22 protein-coding genes are annotated in these 26,675 nt (G+C 64.5%); 17 read left to right on the forward strand and 5 right to left on the reverse strand.

All coding sequences use genetic code 11. The annotated features are described in order from the left end of the window. Positions 1–24 precede the first annotated feature (24 nt). The 3 genes from recA to M2336_RS11590 all read left to right on the forward strand — a co-directional run bounded on the left by recA (position 25) and on the right by M2336_RS11590 (position 4,410). Positions 25–1,104, forward strand: coding sequence for a recombinase RecA (gene recA / locus M2336_RS11580; protein ID WP_319801641.1), 1,080 nt, complete (start codon positions 25–27; stop codon positions 1,102–1,104). A 188-nt stretch (positions 1,105–1,292) separates the two neighbouring features. Further along, positions 1,293–3,947 carry an alanine--tRNA ligase gene (alaS, locus tag M2336_RS11585; protein ID WP_264572640.1) on the forward strand — a complete coding sequence of 885 codons (2,655 nt, stop codon included), beginning with the start codon at positions 1,293–1,295 and terminating at the stop codon, positions 3,945–3,947. 64 nt (positions 3,948–4,011) lie between these two features. Next, the gene (locus tag M2336_RS11590) at positions 4,012–4,410 is read left to right on the forward strand and encodes a cupin domain-containing protein (protein WP_264572641.1); all 399 of its coding nucleotides are present in this window, start codon (positions 4,012–4,014) and stop codon (positions 4,408–4,410) included. A gap of 13 nt (positions 4,411–4,423) precedes the next feature. Here the strand turns inward: M2336_RS11590 and M2336_RS11595 are convergent, their stop codons facing one another. Next, positions 4,424–6,208: a cation:proton antiporter gene (locus tag M2336_RS11595; RefSeq protein WP_264572642.1), complete on the reverse strand. Its 1,785-nt coding sequence runs from the start codon at positions 6,206–6,208 to the stop codon at positions 4,424–4,426. Between the two features lie 113 nt (positions 6,209–6,321). Next, positions 6,322–7,542 (reverse strand): NADP-dependent isocitrate dehydrogenase, encoded by a 1,221-nt coding sequence (locus M2336_RS11600; RefSeq protein WP_264572643.1) that lies wholly within the window; start codon positions 7,540–7,542, stop codon positions 6,322–6,324. 208 nt (positions 7,543–7,750) lie between these two features. Between M2336_RS11600 and M2336_RS11605 the strand changes: the two genes are divergently transcribed. Further along, positions 7,751–8,497: a phosphatidylserine decarboxylase gene (locus M2336_RS11605; protein ID WP_264570117.1), complete on the forward strand. Its 747-nt coding sequence runs from the start codon at positions 7,751–7,753 to the stop codon at positions 8,495–8,497. Positions 8,498–8,555: 58 nt separating this feature from the next. Continuing rightward, on the forward strand, positions 8,556–9,338 hold the full coding sequence (locus M2336_RS11610) for a CDP-alcohol phosphatidyltransferase family protein (protein ID WP_181559452.1): 783 nt from the start codon (positions 8,556–8,558) through the stop codon (positions 9,336–9,338). Here the strand turns inward: M2336_RS11610 and M2336_RS11615 are convergent. Beyond that, complete coding sequence (locus M2336_RS11615; RefSeq protein ID WP_264572644.1) at positions 9,298–9,525, reverse strand: hypothetical protein; 228 nt, start codon at positions 9,523–9,525, stop codon at positions 9,298–9,300. The two genes, M2336_RS11610 and M2336_RS11615, sit on opposite strands and share 41 nt — an antisense overlap. 210 nt (positions 9,526–9,735) lie before the next feature. On the opposite strand from M2336_RS11615, the gene rpsB reads away from it, so the two are divergent. From rpsB to rpmE, 12 genes are all read left to right on the forward strand, one after another. Beyond that, positions 9,736–10,494, forward strand: a complete 759-nt coding sequence (gene rpsB, locus M2336_RS11620; protein WP_264572645.1) for a 30S ribosomal protein S2 — start codon at positions 9,736–9,738, stop codon at positions 10,492–10,494. A 114-nt stretch (positions 10,495–10,608) separates the two neighbouring features. Beyond that, a complete protein-coding gene (gene tsf, locus M2336_RS11625; protein WP_264570120.1) occupies positions 10,609–11,535 on the forward strand; it encodes a translation elongation factor Ts in 927 nt (308 codons plus the stop codon). Between the two features lie 106 nt (positions 11,536–11,641). After that, on the forward strand, positions 11,642–12,364 hold the full coding sequence (gene pyrH, locus M2336_RS11630; RefSeq protein ID WP_264570121.1) for a UMP kinase: 723 nt from the start codon (positions 11,642–11,644) through the stop codon (positions 12,362–12,364). 18 nt (positions 12,365–12,382) lie between these two features. After that, entirely contained in the window at positions 12,383–12,940 is a 558-nt protein-coding gene (frr, locus tag M2336_RS11635) for a ribosome recycling factor (RefSeq protein ID WP_264570122.1), read from the forward strand. A gap of 60 nt (positions 12,941–13,000) precedes the next feature. Next, the gene (locus M2336_RS11640) at positions 13,001–13,744 is read left to right on the forward strand and encodes an isoprenyl transferase (RefSeq protein WP_264572646.1); all 744 of its coding nucleotides are present in this window, start codon (positions 13,001–13,003) and stop codon (positions 13,742–13,744) included. Further along, positions 13,741–14,406: a phosphatidate cytidylyltransferase gene (locus tag M2336_RS11645; protein WP_264572647.1), complete on the forward strand. Its 666-nt coding sequence runs from the start codon at positions 13,741–13,743 to the stop codon at positions 14,404–14,406. Before M2336_RS11640 ends, M2336_RS11645 begins: the two co-directional genes overlap by 4 nt. Next, positions 14,403–15,569: a 1-deoxy-D-xylulose-5-phosphate reductoisomerase gene (locus tag M2336_RS11650; protein ID WP_264572648.1), complete on the forward strand. Its 1,167-nt coding sequence runs from the start codon at positions 14,403–14,405 to the stop codon at positions 15,567–15,569. Before M2336_RS11645 ends, M2336_RS11650 begins: the two co-directional genes overlap by 4 nt. Continuing rightward, positions 15,566–16,702, forward strand: a complete 1,137-nt coding sequence (locus M2336_RS11655; RefSeq protein ID WP_264570126.1) for a M50 family metallopeptidase — start codon at positions 15,566–15,568, stop codon at positions 16,700–16,702. The genes M2336_RS11650 and M2336_RS11655 overlap by 4 nt, the downstream gene beginning before the upstream one ends. A gap of 175 nt (positions 16,703–16,877) precedes the next feature. Next, the gene (gene bamA, locus M2336_RS11660; protein ID WP_413715972.1) at positions 16,878–19,490 is read left to right on the forward strand and encodes an outer membrane protein assembly factor BamA; all 2,613 of its coding nucleotides are present in this window, start codon (positions 16,878–16,880) and stop codon (positions 19,488–19,490) included. After that, a complete protein-coding gene (locus M2336_RS11665; protein WP_264593009.1) occupies positions 19,490–20,161 on the forward strand; it encodes an OmpH family outer membrane protein in 672 nt (223 codons plus the stop codon). Before bamA ends, M2336_RS11665 begins: the two co-directional genes overlap by 1 nt. A 6-nt stretch (positions 20,162–20,167) precedes the next feature. Beyond that, on the forward strand, positions 20,168–20,650 hold the full coding sequence (gene fabZ / locus M2336_RS11670; protein ID WP_264572650.1) for a 3-hydroxyacyl-ACP dehydratase FabZ: 483 nt from the start codon (positions 20,168–20,170) through the stop codon (positions 20,648–20,650). Between the two features lie 110 nt (positions 20,651–20,760). Beyond that, positions 20,761–20,988: a 50S ribosomal protein L31 gene (gene rpmE / locus M2336_RS11675; RefSeq protein ID WP_181559464.1), complete on the forward strand. Its 228-nt coding sequence runs from the start codon at positions 20,761–20,763 to the stop codon at positions 20,986–20,988. 104 nt (positions 20,989–21,092) lie between these two features. Here the strand turns inward: rpmE and M2336_RS11680 are convergent, their stop codons facing one another. Continuing rightward, positions 21,093–22,289: a S41 family peptidase gene (locus M2336_RS11680; protein ID WP_264593010.1), complete on the reverse strand. Its 1,197-nt coding sequence runs from the start codon at positions 22,287–22,289 to the stop codon at positions 21,093–21,095. Positions 22,290–22,408: 119 nt separating this feature from the next. Further along, positions 22,409–26,665, reverse strand: coding sequence for a DNA-directed RNA polymerase subunit beta' (gene rpoC / locus M2336_RS11685; RefSeq protein WP_181559466.1), 4,257 nt, complete (start codon positions 26,663–26,665; stop codon positions 22,409–22,411). Positions 26,666–26,675: the final 10 nt, after the last annotated feature.

Raw genomic sequence — 26,675 nt, forward strand, 5'->3', positions numbered from 1 at the left:
TTGACTTCCATGGGGAGCAGGCACATGACGGCGAGCTTGAAGCTTATCGACGGCGAGAAGAACGTGGGAACCATGGAACGGCAGAAAGCACTCGAAGCAGCACTGGCGCAGATCGATCGCGCCTTCGGCAAGGGCTCGGCGATGAAGCTGGGCTCCAAGGAGGCGATGCAGGTCGAGGCGATTTCCACAGGCAGTCTGGGCCTTGATATCGCGCTTGGCGTCGGCGGCCTGCCGCGCGGTCGCGTGATCGAGGTCTATGGCCCGGAAAGCTCGGGCAAGACCACGCTGGCGCTCCATGTGATCGCCGAGGCGCAGAAGATCGGCGGCACGGCAGCGTTTATCGACGCCGAACATGCGCTCGATCCAGTCTATGCCCGCAAGCTGGGCGTGAACATCGATGAGTTGATCGTCTCGCAGCCGGATACCGGCGAGCAGGCCCTGGAGATCACCGATACGCTGGTGCGCTCCAACGCCATCGACGTGCTGGTGGTCGATTCGGTCGCCGCGCTGGTGCCCCGCGCCGAGATCGAGGGTGAGATGGGCGATAGCCATGTCGGCCTGCAGGCGCGGCTCATGTCGCAATCGCTGCGCAAGCTGACCGGCTCGATCAGCCGCTCGCGCTGCATGGTGATCTTCATCAACCAGCTGCGCATGAAGATCGGCGTGATGTACGGCAATCCGGAGACGACCACGGGCGGCAATGCCCTGAAGTTCTACGCCTCTGTTCGTCTCGACATTCGCCGGACCGGCCAGATCAAGGATCGTGACGATATCGTCGGCAACGCCACGCGCGTGAAGGTGGTCAAGAACAAGGTCGCGCCGCCGTTCAAGCAGGTCGAGTTCGACATCATGTACGGTGAAGGCATTTCCAAGGTCGGCGAGATTCTGGACCTGGGCGTCAAGGCCGGCGTGGTCGAGAAGTCGGGTGCGTGGTTCTCCTATGATTCCGTCCGGATCGGGCAGGGGCGTGAGAACGCCAAGAACTTCCTGCGCGAAAATCCCGAAATGATGGACAAGCTGGAGCGCACCATCCGCGCGCGCACCGAGGCTGTGGCCGAGGGCATGATGACCGGGCCGGACAGTGACGAGGCAAGCGAGGATTGATTTTTCGGGCGGCCTGATCGTGCACAAGCACGGTCAGGTCGTCGTCTGCGGTGGCGTCGCATGAGTAGCGCGCTGTGCAGTTCGAGCGATCGTGAAGCTGCGCTTGCGACTGACGATTGGAGTTTGGTCGCGATTTTCCGTTCACTCACCGCTTGTCGGCGGCTGCGGCTTCCCCTAATCGCTCGTCCATGACGTCGACCAACGATATCCGCCGCGCGTTCCTCGATTATTTCGGGGCCAATGGTCATGAGATCGTGCCTTCCGCGCCGCTCGTGCCCAATAACGATCCCACGCTCATGTTCGTGAACGCGGGCATGGTGCCGTTCAAGAATGTGTTCACCGGACTTGAGAGTCGTCCCTACAAGACGGCCACCTCCTCGCAGAAGTGCGTGCGGGCGGGCGGCAAGCACAACGATCTCGATAATGTCGGCTACACCGCGCGGCACCTCACCTTCTTCGAGATGCTCGGCAATTTCTCGTTCGGCGATTATTTCAAGGAACGCGCCATCGAGCTGGCGTGGACGTTCGTCACGCGCGAACTCGGCCTGCCCAAGGACCGGCTGCTGGTCACGGTCTATCACACCGATGACGAGGCCTTCGGTTACTGGAAGAAGATCGGCCTTCCGGACGAGCGCATCATCCGCATCGCGACCAAAGACAATTTCTGGTCGATGGGCGATGATGGCCCATGCGGCCCCTGTTCCGAGATCTTCTACGATCATGGTCCGGATGTGCCCGGTGGGCCTCCGGGTTCGCCCGATGAAGATGGCGATCGGTTCGTCGAGATCTGGAATCTCGTCTTCATGCAGTTCGAGCAGCTGGGCGGCGAAATCGTCGGCGATTTGCCACGTCCCTCCATCGACACCGGCATGGGCCTCGAACGCGCGGCTACGGTCATTCAGGGCGTGCATAGCGTCTTCGATACCGACCAGTTCCGGGCTCTGATCGATCTGTCCGCCACGCTGACCAAGACGTCGGCAAAAGGCGAGCAGGCCGCCAGCCACCGCGTCATTGCCGACCATTTGCGTTCGGCGGGCTTCCTGATTGCCGATGGCGTGCTGCCGGCCAATGAGGGGCGCGGTTATGTGCTGCGGCGGATCATGCGCCGCGCCATGCGTCATGCGCATCTGCTGGGCGCCGCCGAGCCGCTGATGCACCGCCTGGTTGGCGGTCTCAGCGCGGAAATGGGCGCGGCCTTCCCGGAATTGATCCGCGCCCAGCCGCTGATTGAGGAAACGCTGCTGCGCGAGGAAACCCGCTTCCGGCAGACGCTCGACAAGGGGCTCAAGCTGCTGGATGAAGCCGTGGCCGGGCTGCCGACAGGCGCGACGCTGCCCGGTGACACCGCGTTCAAGCTCTATGACACCTACGGCTTCCCTTACGATCTGACCGAAGACGCGCTGCGCGCCCAGGGCCTCACCGTCGACCGCTCCGGCTTCGACGCGGCCATGGCTGCCCAAAAGGCCGCCGCGCGCGCCGCTTGGAAAGGCTCTGGCCAGAAGGCATCGGAAGACGTCTGGTTCGATATTGCCGAGAGCGAGGGCTCGACCGAGTTCACCGGCTATTTGAGCGAAGCCGGTGAGGGTCGCGTCGTCGCGCTGGTCAGGGATGGTGCTCGCGTCGAGCAGGCGCAGGCCGGCGAGAGCGTGACCATCGTCACCAATCAGACGCCCTTTTATGGTGAGAGCGGCGGCCAGGCAGGCGATACCGGTCGGATCAGCAAGTCAGATGGGCTGTCTGCGACCGTCTCGGACACCGCCAAGCCCCTGGGCCGTCTTCACGCCCATCAGGCGAGCATCGAGGCCGGGCGAATCGCCATTGGCGATATCGTCCACATGGAGGTCGATGCCGCCCGCCGCGCGCGCGTGCGCGCCAATCACAGCGCCACGCACCTGTTGCACGCCGCGCTCCGCAAGACGCTCGGCCCGCATGTGACCCAGAAGGGCAGCCTCGTCGCGGAAGACCGGCTGCGCTTCGACTTCTCGCATCCCGAGGCGCTCACCCCGGCGCAGATCGCGCGGGTCGAGGCCGATGTGAACGCGCAGATTCGCGGCAATGCCGAGGTCAGCACGCGCCTCATGTCGCCGGACGACGCAATTGCTGCCGGCGCCATGGCTCTGTTCGGTGAGAAATATGGCGACGAAGTGCGCGTGCTCTCCATGGGCACGGGCGACGAGGGCACCTATTCGGTCGAGCTGTGCGGCGGCACTCATGTGCGCGCGCTGGGCGACATCGCGCTCTTCAAGATCGTGGGCGAAAGCGCGGTTGCCAGCGGTGTCCGCCGGATCGAGGCGCTGACCGGGGAGGCCGCGCGCCTGTGGCTCACGCAGCGCGACGAGCAATTGCGCGCCATCGCCACGACCTTGCGGACGACGCCCGAGGACGCAACGGCCCGCGTGGCCGCGCTGGCCGAACAGAGCCGCAAGCTGGAGCGCGAGCTGGCCGAAGCCAAGAAGGCGCTCGCACTGGCCGGCGCATCGGGCGGCGGCGCTTCGGCTGAGGCTGCGCCCGAGATCGTCAATGGCTACAAGGTTCTCGCCCAGCAATTCGATGGGCTCGACCCCAAGGGGCTGCGCGGTCTGGTGGATGACGCCAAGGGCCGGCTTGCCAGCGGCATCGCCGTCGTCATCGCGGTGAATGACGGGCGCGCGAGCATCGCGGCCGGCGTGACCGACGATCTGACCGGCACGTTCAGCGCTGTCGATCTGGTTCGTCTCGGCGTGGCTGCGCTGGGCGGGCAGGGTGGCGGCGGTCGCCCGGATATGGCGCAGGGTGGCGGTCCGGACGGTTCGGCTGCACCGGCGGCGATCGAGGCGATCAAGGCGCGCATCGCGCAGGGCTAACGGGGCGCTGAACGGGGGAGGGCAGACCTCTCGGTCCGGCCGGCTCCTGTGTGGGAGACGATCCATGACGCCGAAGTCGCTCATTACCTATCCCATACACCTCGCGCGGGGCGGCAAGGCCGTGGCACAGCCGGCCATGACCTCCGATCCGGCATGGTATGCCTCCTATGATGCCCGCCATGGCGGCGATGGCGCAGATGGCCGCCTGGTCAGCGCCTATCGTTTCAGCAGCAATTGGTCGATGTGGGAGCGGCATCCGCTCGGCGAAGAAATCGTCTATTGCATCGCCGGCGCCGTGACGCTTCGGCAGCGCGCGGACGATGGCACGGAAACCCATGTTGCACTCTCCGCCGGCGACTATGCGATCAACCCCGCCAATGTCTGGCACACGGCGGATGCGGCCGGAGAGGTGGAACTGCTGTTCATCACCCCGGGCAGCGGAACCGAGCACGAGCCGCGCTAGCGGCGAGTAGGGCTCAGGCAGGACCGTTCGCTTCCCCCAGCCGCCGGCTCCGCAGCCGCGGCGCGACGTCGAGTTCCGCCGCCGCCTTGATCTCATTCTGCAGGTCTTCGCGCTTTTGGTGCACGGACGCGATTACCGGCCCCATGGGCAGGCCGAGGTCCACCAGCGCGGTCTCGGCCAGGTGCAGTGAGCTTTCCAGCGTCTCCGGCACCGCGTCGCTTGCGCCGGCCCGATAGAGTTGCGCGGCGTGGGTGGTGTCCCGCGCCCGCACGATGATTGGCAGATCGTCCAGCCAGCCCCGCACGCGATTAGTGACGCGCATCGCCAGCACCGGGTCGTCCATGGTGATGATGAGCGCCTGCGCGCGCCCGAGTCTCAGGCGATCGAGCGTGTCCGGGCGCGACACATCGCCGAACTGGACGGTGTAGCCCTCCGCCCGGGCCTGCGCGACGATATCGATATCGTTCTCCACCGCCACATAGGGCACCTCATGCACGCGCAGGAGATCCGCGACGGTGCGGCCAACGCGGCCGAAGCCGAGGATGATGGCGGCGCGCGCATTGTCGTCAGTGTCGGTGCTGTCCGGCTCCAGCGCATCCCGTTCGACCCGCCGGGCCATGCGATGCCCGAATTTGGCGAGGATGGGGGTGAGGGTGAGGCCGATGGCGGTGGCCATTTGCCAGAACGCCGCCGTGCCGGGGCTGATGAGATTGGCCGTCACGGCGCTCGCCAGCACGATGAGTGTCGTTTCCGAGGGGCTGCCCATCAGGATGCCGGTTTCCAGCGCCACCCCACGCCGCGCGCCCGCAAGCAGCAGCAGCAGGCTGGTCACCGCCACCTTCGCGAGAACCACGCCGGTGATCGCGAGCAGCAACCCATCCCATTGCGCGACCAGGGCGACCGGATCGATCGCCATGCCCACGGTGATCAGGAAGACGCCCAGTGCCAGGCCCTTGAACGGCTCGGTCATGCCCTCGACCTGGCCGTGATAGTCGGTTTCCGCGATCAGAATGCCCGCGACCAGCGCGCCGACGATGGGCGAGAGACCGGCAGCGGTGGTGAGCAGGCTGGAGACCATTACCACAAGCAGGCTTGCCGCCAGAAAGACTTCGGGTCGCTTGGCCCGCGCCGCCTGTGCGAAGAGGCGGGGGAGCATGAAGCGCCCGCCGATCAGCAAGGCGAGGACGGCGAGACCGCCGGTCAGCAGGACGGTAGCAAGATTTTCCCAGCCATCGTCCGCGACATTGGGCGCCATGGCACCAAGCGCGAAGACGATCGGCACAAGCGCCAAATCCTCAAAGAGCAACATGCCGAACGCGGATTTGCCGACCGCCGAATGGGTGCCGGCAATCGGCATGACCAGCGCCGTCGAGGAGAGGGAGAGAGCGAGGCCCAGGCCGATGGCGGCATACAGGCTGCTGCCCAGCAGCAGCATCCCGCCACCGATCAGCGTGGCGCTGCCGAGCAGTTCCGCCGCACCGATGCCGAAGACGAATTTGCGCATCGACCACAGGCGTTTGAACGACAGTTCCAGGCCGATGGAGAAGAGCAGCATGACGATGCCGAGTTCGGCAAAGGCGGTGATCGCCGATTCCCGCGAGATCGTCACATGGGCGAGCGCCGGATAAGCGCTGACGAACCGGCCGAGGCCGAAGGGGCCAACCAGCAGGCCGACGAGAATGAAGCCGATGATCGGGCTGATGCGGAAGCGCGCGAAGGCGGGGATCACGAGGCCTGCCGCGCCGAGAATGACCAGCGCCTCGTTGAAGGTCTGGCTGCCGAACGTGCCGTGGATCATCGGATCAGTCCGCTCGGGCGAGTGGGCGGGAGGCCAGGGTGCGGGCGTACCGCAGGGAGGGAGGAGGGCGCTTCGAGCGTGGTTGACCCCATCGAAGCGCCCCCTTCAGGTCCTTAGGACCAGTTGCTCATTTCAGCTTCGAGGTTCCGGCGGATCGCCTCGAAGAACTGCTCGGTGGTCATCCAGGCCTGATTCGGCCCGATGAGGATCGCGAGGTCCTTGGTCATTTCGCCATTTTCCACCGTCTGCACGCAGACGCGCTCCAGCGTCTCGGCAAAGCGGACGACGTCCGGCGTCTCGTCGAACTTGCCGCGGAACTTGAGGCCACCGGTCCACGCGAAGATCGAGGCGATCGGGTTGGTCGAGGTCGCCTTGCCCTGCTGGTGCTGACGATAGTGACGGGTCACGGTGCCATGCGCGGCTTCGGCCTCGACCGTCTTGCCGTCGGGCGACATGAGGACGGAGGTCATCAGGCCGAGCGAACCGAAGCCTTGCGCCACGGTGTCCGACTGGACGTCGCCGTCATAATTCTTGCACGCCCATACGAACTTGCCGCTCCACTTGAGTGCGGCCGCGACCATGTCGTCGATCAGGCGGTGCTGATATTCGATGCCAGCAGCCGCGTACTTGTCCTTGAATTCACGGTCGAAAACGTCCTGGAACAGATCCTTGAAACGGCCGTCATAGGCCTTGATGATCGTATTCTTGGTGGAGAGGTACAGCGGCCACTTGCGGTCGAGCGCATAGTTCATGGATGCGCGGGCGAAATCGATGATCGACTGGTCGAGATTGTACATCGACATGGCGACGCCCGAGCCGGGGAACTGGAAGACTTCACGGTCGATCACCTTGCCATCGTCGCCTTCGAACACCAGACGCAGCTTGCCGGGACCGGGCACGAGGAAGTCGGTGGCGCGATATTGATCGCCAAAGGCATGACGGCCGATCACGATCGGGTCGGTCCAACCGGGCACCAGGCGGGGCACGTTCTTGATGACGATCGGCTCGCGGAACACGACGCCGCCCAGAATGTTGCGGATCGTGCCGTTCGGCGACTTCCACATCTGTTTGAGTTTGAACTCCTCGACGCGCGCCTCGTCCGGCGTGATCGTGGCGCACTTCACGCCGACGCCGTACTTCTTGATTGCCTCGGCGGAATCGATGGTGATCTGGTCGTTGGTGCGGTCACGCTCTTCGACGCTGAGATCATAATAGTGAAGGTCGACGTCGACATAAGGCTTGATGAGCCGCTCGCGGATCCATTCCCAGATGATCCGGGTCATCTCATCGCCGTCGATCTCGACGATCGGATTTTTCACCTTGATCTTGCTCATGCGTGCCATGTTCCCTGTTCGATGTCGCTGGGGCCGCCGCGAACGCGCGCGGCAGGGCCTTTCAGCATGCCTCTAGGGAAGGTCGCGGCGATGATCAACTGCCCTAGCCACGCATGAGAGGCTGATGTCGGGCGATTTATGCCGCGTGGCAGGCCTGTTTGGGCCGGCGGGGATTGTGCCGGGCGGCGGCTCACCCTAAACAGAGCCCATGACAACAGAATTTTCGGGCACGCAGCCGGTCGCGCCTTCACGGACAAGCGTCAAGTGGAGTTTTCCATCGGTTCACCCGGAGGGGCGGCGCTTTGGGGCGATTGCCGCTGCGATTACCCTCATTTTTGCCTTGATGGGCTGGTCGATCCTGGCCTGGCTGATGGTCGGCGTGACGCTTTGGGTGTTCGCCTTCTTCCGTGATCCCATCCGCGCCGTGCCGCAGGATGAGCGCGCGATCATCGCGCCGGCGGATGGCCTGGTGACCCTGATTCAGGTCGTTCCGCCCCCGCCGGAGATGCTCGGACCAGACAAGCTTGGAACCGAACCCATGACACGGGTTTCTATCTTCATGAGCGTGTTCGACGTCCACATCAATCGCACCCCGATCAGCGGCACCATCAAGGATGTCGTCTATATCAGTGGCAAGTTCGTCAATGCGGACCTGGACAAGGCCAGCGAAGACAATGAGCGCCAGCACATTCTGGTCGAGCGCAGCGATGGCGTGCGGGTGGGCTTCACGCAGATCGCTGGGCTGGTCGCGCGGCGGATCGTTCCTTTCGTCAAGCGCGGCGATATCGTCGCGGCAGGCCAGCGCGTCGGGTTGATCCGCTTCGGCAGCCGCGTGGACGTCTATCTCCCTGCCGGCACGGCGCCGCAGGTCGCGCTTGGCACGCATACCGTCGCCGGCGAAACGATCCTGGCGCATCTGGGCGAGAACCAGTCCGCCACGGCTGTGCTGCAATGAGGCCTCGCTCGCTTGGCGCGCCCATTGGCGGCCCCGCGCCTGTTTCGGATTTGATATAATGGCGCGACCGCGTCCCATCGCCCGGATGAGCCGCGGCATCACGCTGCGTCAGGTTGCACCGAACGCCATTACGGCGATGGCGCTCTGCTTTGGTCTCACCGCCATTCGCTATGGCATTTCCGGTGAATGGCAGCTTGCCGTCGCGGCGATCATCTTTGCCGGCGTGCTCGATGGGGTCGACGGACGTGTCGCGCGCCTGCTGCGGGCGGACAGCCGCTTCGGCGCGGAACTCGATTCGCTCTCGGATGCGATTGCCTTCGGCGTCTCGCCAGCGCTTCTCGTCTATCTCTGGTCGCTGCAGTCCATGCCCCGCTTTGGCTGGATCGTCGCGCTGGTGCTGGCGCTCAGTTGCGCGCTGCGCCTCGCGCGCTTCAATGCCAGCCTCGATGTCATCGATCAGCCGCGCAAGGCTGCGGGATTTCTCACTGGCGTACCTGCCCCGGCGGGCGCCGGCATCGCCCTGCTGCCGCTCTATGCCTGGTTCATCACCGGATTGGACGTGTTCCGCGACTGGCGGCTTGTCGCCCCGTGGATCGTCATTTCGGCGTTCCTGATGATCTCCAGCCTGCCGACGCTGGGCTGGAAGGGGCTCCGCGTGCCGCCGGCCTGGCGCCTGTTCGCCATTCTGCTGGCCGGCATCTTCGCCGCGAGCTTGATGGTTGCCCCGTGGCACGCTTTGCTACTGCTGTCGCTGGCGTACATCGCGCTGCTGCCGGTCGGGCTGGTCAGCTACGCTCGGGTTAAGCGGCGGCTCGTGGCTGCATCGCTATCGCAAGGCTGAGGCCCGTCGCGGCGACGGGCTGTGCCGTCTGCCGCTGCCCGGCCCGCTCGGGCGTCCAACCTTCCAGATCCAGCGTCCGCAGAGCGCGCATCATCGCGCCATGGCGCAGCCGCAGTTCATGGACCATGATCGTCGCCGCCAAAGTCGCCGCAACCGCAAACAAGGCATATCCCAGAATATAGAACATCGTCGTCCCTTTCCTGTGTCCACAGCATCGCCATGGCTTGATGTTCTCTATTTGTTCTTGTTCTCGCCGCCTGTCAAGCGGGATGTGCAGGCTTGTGCTCCTGTCGGGCTTGGTCTAAGGGCGCGCGTCTAACCCACATGGGATTCGCCACATACCGGTGCCGCTTCGCGGTCACTGAATCCCAGAGGCTCAACCGGAAGGAGATATATTATGGCGGCACCCGTCGTCACCCTGCACCAATTGATCGAGGCCGGCGCGCACTTCGGCCACCAGACGCACCGCTGGAATCCCCGCATGAAGCCGTACATCTTCGGCGAGCGGAACGGCATCCACATTCTCGATCTCTCGCAGACCGTTCCCCTCTTCGCCCGCGCGTTGGACTTCGTGTCCGCGACGGTCGCCGCTGGCGGCAAGGTGCTGTTCGTCGGCACCAAGCGCCAGGCGCAGGAGCCGATTGCCGAGGCCGCCCGTCGTTCGGGTCAGCACTTCGTCAATCACCGCTGGCTGGGCGGCATGCTCACCAACTGGAAGACCATTTCCGGCTCGATCAAGCGCCTCAAGACGCTTGAGGAGAAGCTGTCGGGTGACACCCACGGCCTCACCAAGAAGGAAGTGCTCCAGATGACGCGCGAGCGCGACAAGCTCGAGTTGTCGCTCGGCGGCATCCGCGACATGGGCGGCATTCCGGACGTGATGTTCGTCATCGACGTCAACAAGGAAGAGCTGGCGATCAAGGAAGCCAACACGCTGGGTATTCCGGTGGTCGCGGTTCTCGACTCGAACGTCGATCCGTCGGGCATCGCCTTCCCGGTTCCGGCCAATGACGACGCCAGCCGCGCCATCCGCCTCTATTGCGAGGCTCTGGCCCAGGCTGCGACCCGCGGCAACCAGAACGCCGCCGCGGCATCTGGCATGGACCTTGGCGCCATGGACGAGCCGCCGGCTGAGGAAGCGCTCGCGCAGGTCTGATCGGCGCCGTCAAACGCACGCAAAAATGTGCGGGCAGGGCGCCGGATCGGGAACGATCCTGGCGCCCGCCTGACATCTGGCAATATTGAATTCGAGATTTGAGGAACAAGAGACATGGCAGAGATTACCGCAGCCGCCGTCAAGGAACTGCGCGAGCGCTCGGGCGCTGGCATGATGGACTGCAAGAAGGCGCTTGCCGAAACCAATGGTGACGTGGAAGCCGCAGTCGACTGGCTGCGCGCCAAGGGCCTTGCCGCCGCGCAGAAGAAGTCGAGCCGCACCGCAGCCGAGGGCCTGGTGGTCGTGGCTGTCGATGGCACGCGCGGCGTTGCCGTCGAAGTGAACAGCGAGACGGACTTCGTCGCCAAGAACGATCAGTTCCAGGGCTTTGTCCGCACGGCCGGCGACGTGGCGCTCAAGAACGCCATCGGCGATGCCGAGGCCCTGCTGGCCGCGCCGCACCCGGCCGGTGGCACGATCAACGATGCGCTGGTGACCAATGTCGCCACCATCGGCGAAAACCAGCAGCTGCGTCGCGTGAAGGCTGTGTCGGTCGATCAGGGGCTGGTCATCGATTACATGCACAACGCCGTGGCGCCCTCGCTCGGCAAGATCGGCGTGCTCGTCGCGCTGGAAAGCCCGGCCGGTGCCGACGTGCTCGCCCCGCTCGGCAAGCAGATCGCCATGCACATCGCGGCGGCTTTCCCGGTCGCGCTCAAGGCTGAGGACATTCCGTCCGAAATCCTCGACCGCGAGCGCAAGATCGCGGCGGAGAAGGCTGCCGAGTCGGGCAAGCCCGCCGACATCGTCGCCAAGATGGTCGACGGCGCCGTGGCGAAGTTCGCCAAGGAGCAGGCGCTGCTCTCGCAGATCTTCGTGATGGACAACAAGACGCCGATCGCGGACGTCGTGGCCAAGGCCGCGAAGGATGCCGGCACGACCATCGTCCTCAAGGACTATGTGCGCTTCCAGCTCGGCGAAGGCATCGAGAAAGAAGAGAAGGATTTTGCGGCAGAAGTCGCAGCCGCCGTCGGCGCCTGATCCTTTCCTTCATTTATTACGCACCGGGCGCGCTCGGTGCTTGGCATGGCGGCGCGGGCTTACTAAGGTCCGCGCCGCTCCCGTCTCTGGAATTTGTTAGGCATTCATGACCACGACCGCCCCCAAGCGCATTCTCATCAAGCTCTCGGGCGAGGCCGCGATGGGGGCTCAGAGCTTCGGCATCGATCCGGGCACTGTCGCGCGCGTGGCCGGGGAAGTGAAGGAAGCCAAGGAATTCGGCTTCGAGATCTGTCTGGTGATCGGGGGCGGCAACATCTTCCGCGGCATGGCTGGCGCAGCGCAGGGCATGGACCGCGCCAATGCCGATTATATGGGCATGCTGGCGACCGTGATGAACGCCCTCGCCATGCAGGATGCGCTGGAGCATCTGGGCGTCGCGACGCGCGTGCAGTCCGCTATCCCCATGGCCAGCGTTTGCGAACCCTATATCCGTCGCCGCGCTCAGCGGCATCTGGAGAAGGGCCGGGTGGTGATCTTCGCCGCCGGCACGGGCAATCCCTATTTCACGACGGATAGCGGCGCGGCGCTACGGGCGGCCGAAATGAGCTGCGACGCGCTCTACAAGGGCACGTCGGTCGATGGCGTTTATGATGCCGACCCCAAGCTCGTCGACTCCGCAAAGCGTTTCGATCGCGTGAGTTACGATCAGGTGCTCACACAAAATCTCAAGGTGATGGATGCCAGCGCCGTGGCGCTGTGCCGCGATAACGCCATTCCCATCATCGTGTTCAACATTCGCGAGCAGGGCAACCTTGCCCGCGTGCTGCGCGGCGAGGGTGTTTCGACCCTGGTCGACAGCGGTCGCTAGGTTCATCGGAGAGGCAAGATGGCAAAATATGACAAGGCTGATCTGGAGCGCCGCATGGCAGGCGCCGTCGACGCGCTCCAGCACGATCTGAACGGGCTGCGCACGGGCCGGGCCAATGTGGGCCTGCTCGATCCCATCACCGTAGAGGTGTACGGCGCCAAGATGCCGCTTAACCAGGTCGCGACCGTCTCCGCGCCGGAACCGCGCCTGCTCTCCGTGCAGGTGTGGGACAAGTCCAATGTCGGCCCGGTGGACAAGGCGATCCGCTCGGCGGGCCTTGGCCTCAACCCGATTGTCGACGGGCAGAATGTCCGCCTGCCGATTCCAGACCTGACCGAAGAGCGCCGCAAGGAACTCGCCAAGCTGGCCGGCCAATATGCCGAGAAGGCGCGCGTCGCCGCCCGCAACGTCCGCCGCGATGGCATGGACAATCTGAAGACTGACGAGAAGAAGGGCGAAATCAGCGAGGACGAGCGCAAGCGCGCCGAAGCCGACGTGCAGAAGCTCACCGATTCGACCATAGCGGATATCGATGCGGCAGCGCAGGCGAAGGAAAAGGAAATCCTTGGCAAATAATCCGTCCTTCGACTGCCGAGGGAGAGGCCAGGGCCATTTATGAGCCTTTTGAGGTCCAGGATGACGCGCAAGGCCGCGCCGACCCCCGCCCAGACCGGCGGGGAAAGGGCGGTGCCGCGCCATGTCGCGATCATCATGGATGGCAATGGCCGCTGGGCGAAGGCGCGCCGCTTGCCGCGCGTCGCGGGTCATCGCGCCGGCGCCGAGGCCGTGCGTCGTACCCTGCGGGCTGCATCCAAGCTCGGCATCGAATGCGTGACGCTCTACGCCTTCTCGTCTGAAAACTGGAAGCGGCCCGAGGATGAAATTGCCGACCTGACCGGCCTGATGAAGCAGTTTCTCCGCTCGGAAGTGGACGATCTGCACGAGGCTGGCATCCGGCTGAAGATCATCGGCAATCACCATGCCTTCGAGCCGGAAGCGGCGGCCATGGTCGATGCGGCCGTAGCGCGCACCGCCGGAAACACTGCGTCCACGCTGGTGGTGGCGCTCAATTATGGGTCGCAGGACGAACTGGCTCGCGCCATGCGCGCTCTTGCCCAGCAGGTGCAGGCCGGCACGCTGGCGCCAGAGGCGATCACGCCGGACCTGATCGCGGCACAGCTCGACACCGCCGATCTGCCGCCGCTCGATCTGTTGATCCGCACGTCTGGCGAAGTGCGCCTCTCCAACTTCCTGCTCTGGCAGGCGGCTTATGCCGAACTATATTTCACCGAGACGCTGTGGCCGGACTTCGACGAGGCGGCGCTGGCAGCGGCGGTGGAAAGCTACGCCTGCCGTGAACGCCGGTATGGAGGCCGATGATGGCGGAACGCGCGCCTCGTTCCGATCTGGCGGTTCGCACCGGCTCGGCGATCGTGCTGCTGGTCGGCGCCGGGCTCGCGCTATGGGCCGATGGCGCGGTGCTGATCCTGCTGGTGGCGCTGGTGAGCGCGCTCGTCTTCTGGGAATGGCGCGGCCTCGTTCGGCGCTTTCCCGATGGCACGCTCGCCCGGATACTCTGGCTGCTCTTCGGGTTGATCTATATTGGCGGCGCGGCGCTAGCGCTGCTGTCTCTCGGCGCGGCGACGCGCTGGCTGCTGATCGGCGTCGTCATCGCGACGGATGTGGGCGCCTATTTCGCCGGGCGGACCATCGGTGGACCGAAAATCGCGCCAGCCATCAGTCCGTCCAAGACCTGGGCTGGTCTGGGCGGCGGCATGGCGGCCTCCGCGCTGCTGGTGGCGATTGTCGCCAGTGTGAGCCTTCAACCCGGTTTCGTGCTGGTCAGCGCCCTGCTCGGCGCGGCCATCGCGGTGGTGGCCCAGGTCGGCGATTTTTTCGAGAGCTGGATGAAGCGCCGAGCGGGCGTAAAGGATAGCGGCAATCTCATTCCCGGCCATGGCGGCATGTTCGACCGGGTGGATGGCCTGCTGCTGGCCGCCATTCTGGCTTCTCTGGCCAGCGCAGGAGGAATGCTGGGATGATCGCGCCGCGCACCGTTTCCGTCTTCGGCGCGACCGGGTCGGTTGGCACCTCCACGCTCGATCTCATTGCGCGCGAGCCGGAGGCGTTCGAGGTTCTGGCCGTGACGGCCGGGGATGATGTCGACAAGCTCGCCGCGATCGCCGTCACGCACAGCGCCCGCCGCGCCGTCATCGCCAATGAGAGCCGCTATGGGGCGCTCAAGGCTGCGCTGGCCGGTAGCGGCATCGAGGTCGCCGCTGGCAGCGAGGCACTGATCGAGGCGGCGCAAATGGGCGCAGACTGGACGATGGCCGCCATCGTCGGCTGCGCGGGACTGGCTCCCACGCTCGCGGCGGTCGCCGGGGGCAAGACGGTGGCGCTGGCTAACAAGGAGGCGCTGGTTTCGGCCGGTGACGTCATGATGGCAGCGGTCGCCCGCAGTGGCGCCGCGCTGCTGCCGGTGGACAGCGAGCACAACGCGATCTTCCAGTGCCTCGCAAGCGGCGGCCTCGACGCCGTGCGCAAGATCACGCTCACCGCCAGCGGCGGGCCGTTCCGCACACTCGGCCGCGAGGCCATGCGCGCGGTGACGCCGGCGCAGGCCGTCAAGCATCCCAACTGGTCGATGGGCCGCAAGATCAGCATCGACAGCGCGACGATGATGAACAAGGGGCTGGAGCTGATCGAGGCCTACCACCTCTTCCCCATCGGGCTAGAGCGCTTCTCGATCCTCGTTCACCCGCAATCGGTCATCCATTCGATGGTCGAATATCGCGATCGCTCGACGATTGCGCAGCTCGGTTGCCCGGATATGCGCATCCCCATCGCCAGCGCGCTGGCCTGGCCGCAGCGCATGGAGACGCCCTGCGAACCGCTCGATCTGGCCACACTCGGCCGGCTCGATTTCGAGGCGCCCGATGAGGAGCGCTTCCCCGCGCTGCGCCTTGCGCGCGAGGCGATTCAGGCAGGCGGCGGCGCACCTGCCGTCCTCAATGCCGCGAATGAGATCGCCGTCGGGGCGTTCCTCGATGGGCGGATCGGCTTTCTTGATATTGGCCGGATCGTCGAAGACGTGCTAGCCCGCAGCGATGCAGGCCGCATCGCCACGCTCGAGGATGTTCAGGCCATCGACAGGTCGGCGCGTGCAATGGCCGAGCGGCTGACGGCGGAGCTCATCAATTGACCGATAACCCCGGTTTCTTCTTCACAATTCTTGCGTTCCTGCTGGTCATCGGCCCGCTCGTGTTCGTTCATGAGCTGGGACATTATCTCGTCGGCCGCTGGTTCGGCGTTCATGCCGAGACCTTTTCCATCGGCTTCGGCAAGGAAGTCTTCGCCTGGCATGACAAGCGCGGCACGCGCTGGCGCGTCGCTGCGCTGCCGCTCGGCGGCTACGTCAAGTTCGCCGGAGACATGAACGCGGCCAGCCAGTCCGACCCGAGCTGGCTGCAACTGCCGCCGGATGAGCGCAACCGCACCTTCCAGTCCAAGTCGGTCGGCAAGCGCGCGCTGATCGTGCTGGCCGGGCCGCTTATCAATCTGCTGTTCGCCGCGATCATTCTGGGCGGCTTTGCTTATGCCTATGGCGAGAATGTCACCCCGGCCGACGTGACGGCGGTGGAAGCCAATTCCGCGGCGGACCGCGCCGGCATCCTGTCCGGGGACAAGATTCGCGGCGTGGATGGCAAGCCGGTGGAGCTGTTTGGCGAGCTGCGCCAGATCATCGTGACCAAGCTGCCCGGCGAGGAGGTCACTCTCACCGTCGAGCGTGGCGGGGCAGCGCGCCAGATTCCGGTGAAGATCGGCGAGGTCGTTCAAGTCGATCGATTCGGCAACGAGTTCCGTTATGGCGCGCTCGGCGTGCGTAGCCTTGAATCGGTTTCGCGCCCTGTCGGGTTGCTCGAGGCGCCCTGGGTCGGCGTGCGCCGCACGGGCGAGCTGATCGGCATGATGGCGAGCGGCCTCGCCGACATCGTCACCGGGCGACGCTCAGTCGATGAACTGGGCGGGCCGCTTAAGATCGCGCAGATTTCCGGCGAGCAGGCGGCATTGGGGCCGGAGGCGCTGATTGCCTTCGTTGCGCTGGTCTCCATTAACTTGGGGTTCATCAATCTCTTGCCAATTCCCATGCTCGACGGGGGTCATTTGTTCTTCTACGGAATAGAAGCTATTCAGCGCAGGCCGGTCAGTCCACGCTTTCAGGAAATGGCGTTTCGGTCGGGCCTCGCGCTTTTGCTGGGACTGATGATCTTCGTGACTTTGAACGATCTGGCGTCGTTTGGCGTCTGGCGAGGGCTGAGCGGCTTGATTGGCTGATCGGGTTGGGGCAGGGGAGGCAGCGCGGATGCGGCTTCCCCGGATGAAGTGCATTCAGGACATGTCGAGGAATCTGAGTTTGAGCGAAGCAGCACGCATTTCATCGACACAGGGCCGCCTCGCGCCGTTGCTCCTGTGTGGCACCATCCTGGCGGGCTTCGGGTCCGTGCCGGCGATGGCACAGGCCACCGGAAGCGCCACAGCGCAGCCGGCCCCCGCGCTGCCCTCCGCGCCTGCGGTTCAGCCGGTGACCGCCGAAGAGCGCACCATCTCCGCCATCACGGTGGAAGGTGCCCAGCGCCTCGAGGGGGACACGGTCCTCTCCTATACCAAGCTGCGGATCGGCAACAAATACACCCGCGAGACGCTCGACGAGGCGCTGCGCGAGCTTTACGCCAGCGAACTGTTCTCGGATGTGCAGATCCGCGACAATCAGGGCGCGCTCACCATCCAGGTGACCGAGAACCCGGTCATCAATCGTATCGTGCTGGAGGGCAATAAGCGCCTCAAGGACGACAAGATCCTTCCCGAAATCCGCATGGCGCCCCGGCAGATCTACACGCGCTCCAAGGTGCGTGCGGACGTCGCCCGGATCATCGAGCTGTATCGTCGCCAGGGCCGGTTCGCGGCGGTCGTGGATCCCAAGCTGGTGCAGTTGGACCAGAACCGCGTCGACATCGTCTACGAGATCACGGAAGGGCCGAAATCCAAGGTCCGCCAGATCAACATCATCGGCAACGACAAATTCTCCGATGGGCAGCTGCGCAGCGAGATGGCGACCAAGCAGTCGCGCTGGTTCCGCGTCTTCTCGTCCGGCACTACCTACGATCCCGACCGTCTGGCCTATGACCAGCAGAAGGTCCGTCAGTTCTACCTGACGCAGGGCTATGCCGATTTCCGCGTCGTGTCGGCCGTTGCCGAGCTGACGTCGAACAAGCAGGACTTCATCATCACCTATGTGGTGGAGGAAGGCGACCGCTACAAGTTCGGCGACGTGACCGTGCAGAGCGATATTCGCGACCTCAGTTCCGAGGGCCTGTCCCGCTCGCTGCGGATGAAGAAGGGCGACTGGTACAACGCCAAGGCCGTGGAAGACACGGTCGAGCAGCTCAACCAGACCGCCGGTCTGTTCGGCTATGCTTTCGCCGACGTGCAGCCCGAGTTCAATCGCAGCCGCGAAGACCTCACCATGGGCATCACCTTCCGCATCGCCAACGCGCCGCGCGTCTATGTCGAGCGGATCGATATCAACGGCAACACGCTGACGCAGGACAAGGTGATCCGCCGCGAGTTCCGTCTGCACGAGGGTGATGCGTTCAACACGTTCCAGGTCCGCCGCTCGCAGGACCGGATCAACTCGCTGGGCTTCTTCCAGGAGCGTCTGGAGATTGACCAGAAGCCGGGTTCCGCGCCCGACCGCATCGTGCTGGAAACCAATGTCGAGGAAAAGGCGACCGGTGAGCTTCAGCTTTCCGCTGGTTTCTCGAGCCTTGAGCGCTTCATCCTCTCGGCATCGGTCACGCAGCGCAACTTCCGCGGCATGGGCCAGGAACTGCGCACTTCGGTCAATTATTCGAGCTACTCAAAGTCCGTGAACGTCGGCTTCACCGAGCCCTACTTCCTGGACAAGAACATCGCGCTGGGCGGCGATATCTTCCGGCAGGATACGAACTCGTTCAACTACCTGTCCGGTAATGACCGCAACACGCTGTACAGCCAGGTCCGCACCGGCTTCCAGCTGCGGGCCGGTCTGCCGATTACCGAATATCTCTCGCTGGCGCTGCGCTATGGCCTCTCGTTCGAGGACGTGACGCTGGACAAGGCCAACTATTACTCCGACCGTGAGCAGGCCGGCAACTTCCAGTGCGACCCTCTGCGCGCAAGCCAGTATCTGTGCGATGCCATCGGCAAGCGCACCACGTCGTCGATCGGCTATTCGTTGATCTACGACATGCGGGACAACCGCATCCGTCCGACGCGCGGGCACAGCATCACGTTCAGTCAGGACTTTGCCGGTCTGGGCGGTAACGTTCGTTACCTGCGCAACCGTCTCTCTGCCGATAAATACTGGCCGCTCGGCGGCGGCTTCATCTTCTCGGTGAAGGGCGAGGCTGGCTACATCCATTCGTTCGAAGATGGCGCGGGGCCGAATTCCGACCCCGTCCGCCTCGTCGATCGCTTCTTCCTGGGTGAGCCGCAGTTGCGCGGTTTCGATATTCGCGGCGTCGGGCCGCGCATCGTGCGCAAGCCTTATCTGTACGACGAGAATAATAACGTCATCGGACTGAGTGAAAATCGCGACCAGTGGTCCGACGACGCTCTGGGCGGCCGCGCTTACTACCTTACGCACTTTGAGATCGAGATCCCGCTTGGTGCCGGCGCGCGTGACATGGGCCTGCGTCCGTCAGTGTTCATCGATGCCGGTGCCGTCTTCGGCGTCCGTCGTCCGAACTTAATCGACCTGCCCCAAAACATCGATTTCCCCATCCGGGATGCCAGCGGCTTGAGGCAGTGCATCACGCCTGCGACCGACACGACCGCCAGTTCGCTCTCGTCCATTCCCGATGGCGCTAGCTGTCCTTCCGGTACGACGCCTTACGTAACGTCGATTGGCGGCTTCAAGGAAGTCTTCCTCGGCGACAGCCCCAAACCGCGCGTGTCGGTCGGTTTCGGCGTGAACTGGAATTCGCCCTTCGGTCCGTTCCGGATCGATATCGCCAAGGCCCTGGTGAAGGTCGACGGCGATGATACCAAGCTTGTAACCTTCAACATAGGGACACAATTCTGATGCGTAACTCCATCTTTTCCGCTGTTGCGCTCGCAACGGCATCGGTCGCGGCCCTCAGCGTTTCTGCGCCGGTTTCCGCACAGGTCAAGCAGGCGATTGCCGTCGTCAACATCGACGAGGCGATTGGCCAGTCGAGCGCGGCCACCACGGCCAGCCAGCAGATGCAGGTGACCTACAAGTCGAATATCGACCAGATCAACACGCGTCGCACTGCGCTGCAGACCGAGATTCAGCAGAAGCAGACTGCGCTGCAGACCGCAGCGCAGGCCGCTGGCCAGAACCCGCCCGCTGCCACGCAGACCACCCTGCAGACCCAGTATAACGAGTTGCAGCGTCGCGCGCAGGAAGCGCAGGCCGAACTGCAGCGTCTCGAGCAGCCGCTCCAGCTCGCCCGCGCCTATGTGCTCGAGCAGATCGGCGCCAAGCTGCCCGAGGCCATGCGCAACGTGATGACCAAGAACAAGATCGACCTGCTGGTGAAGGCGGAAGCCGCAGAAGCCTTCCAGCCCACGGCGGACGTCACCCGTCTGCTCGTGCAGGAGATCAACGCGCTGGTCCCGTCCGTCAGCATCACGCCGCCGCAGGGCTGGCAGCCCGGTGGTCAGCAGCAGCAGCAGCCTGCCGCTGCAGCGCCGGCTGCGCGCACGCCGACGGCTGGCGAAGGGCGCTAATCACCGATGAGCGAAGCGGAAAGCGCAGGGGCTGAACAGAGCGGCGGACTCGATATCCGTGGCGTGCTGGCAGCCTTGCCGCATCGTTACCCGTTGCTGCTGGTCGACCGTGTGGTCTCGATGGTTCCCAAGACCTCGATCCACGCGGTCAAGGCCGTGTCGATGAACGAGCAGTTCTTCCAGGGGCATTTCCCCGGGCGTCCGATCATGCCGGGCGTGCTCATCGTCGAGGCGATTGCCCAGGCTGCCGGTATCCTCGCCGTCGAGTCTCTCGGGCTCGCCGGCACGGGCAAGCTCGTTTATTTCATGACCATCGAGGGCGCGAAGTTCCGTGCGCCTGTCGAGCCGGGGCATCTGCTGGACCTCCATGTCGAGTTCACGCAGCTGCGCGGTTCGGTCTGCAAATTCTCCGGCAAGGCCAGCATCGACGGCAAATTGTGCGCAGAAACAAACTGCGTCGCGATGATCGCCGATCCGCCGAAGGACTGAGCGGGACACAAACCCCGGGGAGCCTTGCCAAGCCAGCCCTTTCCCGCTAAGGGCCGCGCTTCCCTAACGCCCCGGACCGGTCGGAAACCGGTCATTTCAGGAGCCGACACATGAAAAAAGACACGCATCCCGAGTATCATCTCATCACCGTGCAGATGACGGACGGGACCAGCTTCCAGACCCGCTCGACCTGGGGCAAGGAAGGCGACACGATGACGCTGGAAATCGATCCGACGTCGCACCCGGCATGGACCGGCGGTCAGCGCCAGCTCGATCAGGGCGGCCGCGTGGCCCAGTTCAACAAGCGCTTCGGTGGCCTCACGCTCAAGAAGAACTGAGCGGGCTCAACCCAAGGTTTCAGAGGAAGGCTCCGGTTTCCGGGGCCTTTTTCTTTGTAAGGAGCGCCGACGCAGGCTTGGCCGCGCGCCCATAATGCTGACCCTCAGCGCGCTGTATCCATCGGGACCGGCTCGGGCTGGAACGCTTCCCTTGGCGTCCCATCGACAGCGTACAGCCGCTCGGTCGGCAATTTGATGATCACGCCGGATTTGGGCAACGCATGATCGTAGATCGCGCCCAGGAGCCCTGCCATCCTGCTGCCTTGCACGCGCGTGCCTATGGCATGCAGGCCAATCGCCAGGCCTTCGCCCATGCTCCCGGTCCAGCGTGACACCCGCACACTGAGGGGGCCGGCATGGTGCTTCCCCGCCCGTGGCAGCACCTGCTCGATCCACTGCCGCGCAATGCCTGTCTCGCGCTGTTCGACGGGCAGGTTGTGAATTTGATAGGCGGTGGGCTGGGTGACGAACCAGCCCATGATCGCCCGCGCCACCGTGGTATTGCCGCCGCTGGCTGTGTCGGTCAGGTCGAGGATGATCGGCTTGCCCGGCGTCAGCGCTGCCATGGCCGTATCGAAGGCTGGGATCGTGTCATCGCGACCGAGGGAGTCGTGGAAACGGATGATCGCCGCGCCGCGGGCGTCCTCCGCGACCGAAAGCGGCGGCATGTCCTGAGGCTTGAGGGCGTACAGATTGGGCAGTTCGACCGTGCGCGGTGACCTGCCGCCCGCCTTCACGGTCAGCTGTCGCGGCCGGTCGCGACGGCCCGCCGCGAGCACGCGCGCGGCATAGCCGGCATCGCCTTCGCCCGGCGCGACGCCGAGGTCGGTCCAGAATGCGTCGACCGCTGCCTGTACAGGCGTTCCGGCAATGGCGATCAGTTCGTCGCCGGCTTGCACACCGGCCTGTTCCGCCGGGCTGCCGGTCCGGACCTGCTCGATACGATAGCCAGCGCCGCGCCGCTCGATCCACAGGTCGCCATAGCTTGGGAAAACCGCCCAGCTGTTGGAGAAGGAGGCTCCCGTGATTGCATGATGGTCGGCGAGAACCATGAGGGCGCGTTCTGCAAGGCGGATGAGGCCATCCTCATCGCGCACCGCCTCGGCTTCCGCCTGGAGCCGGGAGGGCAGGCGATATTCGCCACCCGCAAGGCGCTCGGGATAGGCATAGGTTTCCGCGATGATGCCCGGAAGTGCACGGGCATCCTCCTGATAGGGATTGGTCTGTCCCAGCGCGCCACTGGCAGAGAGGGCGAGGGCGCCCAAGGTTAGGGCAAGGCAGCAGAGCCTCAGTTTCAGCATCATGTGTCCTGCGGCCAAGGGAGTCGATGCCACAGGATATCGCGTCGGACATCCAAGCAAAAGGCCCGCCGGATCGCTCCGGCGGGCCTCTCTATTTTCTTCCTGAAAGGACCTGATGCTTAGTTCATGTCCTCGGTGGTGAAGTCCTCACCCTGCACCTTGCCGAGCGGATCGTCGCCGATGGCGGCTTCCACGGGCTGGCGCAGTTCGGCCTCATGCTCTTCTGCGGCGGTCTGCGGTGCCACGAGGTGAACCTCGTTGGCGGCCCGCATGGCGGCGCGGAGCGCAGCATCGCGGCTGTTCGCGGCGATCCGCATCCGGTTCATCGAGGAGCCGGTGCCGGCCGGGATCAGACGCCCGACGATCACATTCTCCTTGAGGCCGATCAGCGTGTCCTTCTTGCCCTGAACGGCCGCCTCGGTGAGGACGCGGGTCGTTTCCTGGAAGGAGGCTGCCGAGATGAAGCTGCGGGTCTGCAGCGACGCCTTGGTGATGCCGAGGAGCACGGGCTTGCCGAAGGCCGGCTGCTGGCCGGGCGCGAGGCGGGCGTTCACTTCGTCCATTTCCTCGCGATCGACCTGCTCGCCTGCCAGCAGCGTGGTGTCTCCGCCGTCGGTGATCTCAACCTTCTGCAGCATCTGGCGAACGATCACCTCGATGTGCTTGTCGTTGATCTTCACGCCCTGCAGTCGATAGACCTCCTGGATCTCCGCGACCATATATTCCGAAAGCGGCTCGATGCCGAGCACTTCGAGAATGTCGTGGGGATCGGGCGAACCGCCGATCAGGTTGTCGCCACGCTTCACGTAGTCGCCTTCCTGAACGTCGATCACCTTGCTCTTGGGGATCAGATACTCGACCGGCTCGCCGCCATCCTCGGGGAGGATCGCGATCTTGCGCTTGGCCTTATAGTCCTTGAGGAACTGAACGCGGCCCGAGACCCGTGCGATGATCGCATTGTCCTTGGGCTTGCGCGCCTCGAACAGCTCCGCCACGCGCGGCAGACCGCCCGTGATGTCGCGGGTCTTGGCAGCCTCGCGGGAGACACGGGCCAGCACGTCACCGGCCTGCACCTGCGCGCCATCCTCGACCGAGAGCGTCGCGCCCGGTGCCAGAAGGTAACGCGCTGCCTCGCCGGAGGCATCGTCCAGCAGGGTCAGGCGCGGACGCAGATCGTCCTTGGAGCGAGACGGGGCACGATATTCGGTCACCACGCGCTGCGTGATGCCGGTGGCCTCGTCCGCCTGTTCGGTCAGCGTCTTGCCGTCGATCAGGTCCTGATACTTCACGATACCCGGCTTCTCGGTGATCACCGGCTGCGTGAACGGATCCCACTCGGCGATGCGGTCGCCCTGCTTCACCTTGGCGCCATGCTTGAACAGGATGGCGGCACCATAAGGCAGGCGATGGACCGCACGCTCGCGGCCTTCATCGTCGATGATCGCCAGTTCGCCATTGCGGGCCAGCGACAGGTTACGGCCATGCTTGTCCGTGATGGTCGGCATGTCGCGCAACTCGATCGAACCGTCGGAAACGGCCTCAAGGTTGGACTGCTCGTTGAGCTGGGCGGCACCGCCGATGTGGAAGGTGCGCATCGTCAGCTGCGTGCCCGGCTCACCGATCGACTGGGCGGCGATCACGCCGACAGCCTCACCGATGTTCACCGGCGTACCGCGGGCGAGGTCACGCCCGTAGCACTTGGCGCACACGCCCATCTTGGATTCGCAGATCAGCGGCGAACGGATCTTGACCGCCTGAACGCCGATGGCCTCGATCTTCGCGACCATCGCCTCGTCCAGCAGCTCGCCCTCGGGAACGATGACCGAGCCATCCTTGCTGTCCACAATGTCCTCGGCCGTGGTGCGACCGAGCACGCGCTCGCCGAGCGATGCGATCACGCTGCCGCCCTGGATGATGGCCTTCATCTCCAGCGCCTTCTGCGTGCCGCAATCCACCTCGACGATGGTGCAGTCCTGGCTGACGTCGACCAGACGGCGGGTCAGGTAACCCGAGTTCGCCGTCTTGAGCGCCGTGTCGGCCAGACCCTTACGGGCGCCGTGCGTCGAGTTGAAATATTCAAGGACGGTCAGGCCTTCCTTGAAGTTCGAGATGATCGGCGTTTCGATGATCTCGCCCGACGGCTTGGCCATCAGGCCGCGCATACCGGCCAGCTGCTTCATCTGCGCCGGGGAACCACGGGCACCCGAGTGGCTCATCATGTAGATCGAGTTGATCGGCTTCAGGCGGCCCGTATCCGGGTCCTGCGGCATCGAGCGAATCTCGTCCATCATGGCGTTGGCCACACGGTCACCGCAGCCCGACCAGGCGTCGATCACCTTGTTGTACTTTTCCTGCTGGGTGATCAGGCCGTCCTGATACTGCTGCTCATAGTCGGCCACCAGCGCCTTGGTCTCATCGACCAGAGCCACCTTGCTGTCCGGAATGATCATGTCGTCCTTGCCGAACGAGATGCCCGCCTGGAACGCGTGGCGGAAGCCCAGCGCCATGATGGCGTCGGCAAACAGCACCGTGTCCTTCTGGCCGGTGTGACGATAGACCTCGTCGATCACGTCGCCCACGTCCTTCTTGGTGAGCAGGCGGTTGACGGCGTCGAACGGCACCTTGTGGCTCTTGGGGAGGCACTCGCCGATCAGCATACGGCCCGGCGTGGTTTCCACGCGGCGCATGTAGGTCTCGCCATTCTCGTCCGTCTGCGGCACGCGGCTGATGATCTTGCTGTGCAGCGTCACCGCCTTGGCGAAGAGGGCCTGGTGGACCTCCTGCATGTCGGCGAGGATCATGCCTTCGCCCGGCTCGCCGGCCAGCTCCATCGACAGATAATAGATACCCAGCACCATGTCCTGCGAGGGCACGATGATCGGCTTGCCGTTAGCGGGCGAGAGGATGTTGTTGGTGGACATCATCAGCACGCGCGCTTCCAGCTGGGCCTCAAGGCTCAGCGGAACGTGAACGGCCATCTGGTCACCGTCGAAGTCGGCGTTGAACGCGGCGCAGACCAGCGGGTGCAGCTGGATGGCCTTGCCCTCGATCAGCACGGGCTCGAACGCCTGAATGCCGAGGCGGTGGAGCGTCGGGGCGCGGTTCAGCAGCACAGGGTGCTCGCGGATCACCTCATCGAGGATGTCCCAGACTTCCTTGCGCTCCTTCTCGACCCATTTCTTCGCCTGCTTGAGGGTCATGGAGAGACCCTTGGCGTCGAGGCGGGCGTAGATGAACGGCTTGAACAACTCGAGCGCCATCTTCTTGGGCAGGCCGCACTGGTGCAGCTTGAGCTCCGGACCGGTCACGATGACCGAACGACCGGAATAGTCGACGCGCTTGCCGAGCAAGTTCTGGCGGAAGCGGCCCTGCTTACCCTTGAGCATGTCGGAGAGCGACTTGAGCGGACGCTTGTTGGCGCCGGTGATGACGCGGCCGCGACGGCCGTTGTCGAACAGGGCGTCAACGGCTTCCTGAAGCATGCGCTTTTCGTTGCGAACGATGATGTCCGGCGCACGCAGCTCCATCAGGCGCTTCAGGCGGTTGTTGCGGTTGATGACGCGACGGTAGAGATCGTTGAGGTCCGAGGTCGCGAAGCGGCCGCCGTCCAGCGGCACCAGCGGGCGCAGTTCCGGCGGAATGACCGGCACCACGTCGAGGATCATCCATTCCGGGCGGTTGCCGGAATCGATGAAGCTTTCCACGACCTTGAGGCGCTTGATGATCTTCTTGGGCTTGAGCTCCGACTTGGTTGTCGCCAGCTCTTCCATCAGCGCCTTCTGCTCGCCCTCGAGATCGAGGTCCATGAGCATCTGCTTGACCGCCTCGGCACCGATGCCGGCGGAGAAGGCGTCCTCGCCATATTCGTCCTGCGCCTCGACCAGCTCGTCCTCATTGAGAAGCTGATACTTCTCCAGCGGGGTGAGGCCCGGCTCGATGACGATGTAGCTCTCGAAGTAGAGGACGCGCTCAAGCTGCTTGAGCTGCATGTCGAGCAGCAGGCCGATGCGCGAAGGCAGCGACTTGAGGAACCAGATGTGGGCAACCGGCGCGGCCAGCTCGATATGGCCCATGCGCTCGCGGCGGACCTTGGAAACGGTCACTTCCACGCCGCACTTTTCGCAGACGATGCCCTTATACTTCATGCGCTTGTACTTGCCGCACAGGCACTCATAGTCCTTGATCGGGCCGAAGATGCGCGCGCAGAACAGGCCGTCACGCTCGGGCTTGAACGTGCGATAGTTGATCGTCTCCGGCTTCTTGATCTCGCCGAAGGACCAGCTGCGGATGCGCTCAGGCGACGCAATGCCGATCTGGATCTGGTCGAAGGTTTCCGGCTTGGCCATCGGATTGGCGAAGGTGGTCAGTTCGTTCATGGGTTGATAC

The sequence above is a fragment of the Sphingobium sp. B1D7B genome (assembly GCF_025961965.1).
GTDB lineage: Bacteria > Pseudomonadota > Alphaproteobacteria > Sphingomonadales > Sphingomonadaceae > Sphingobium.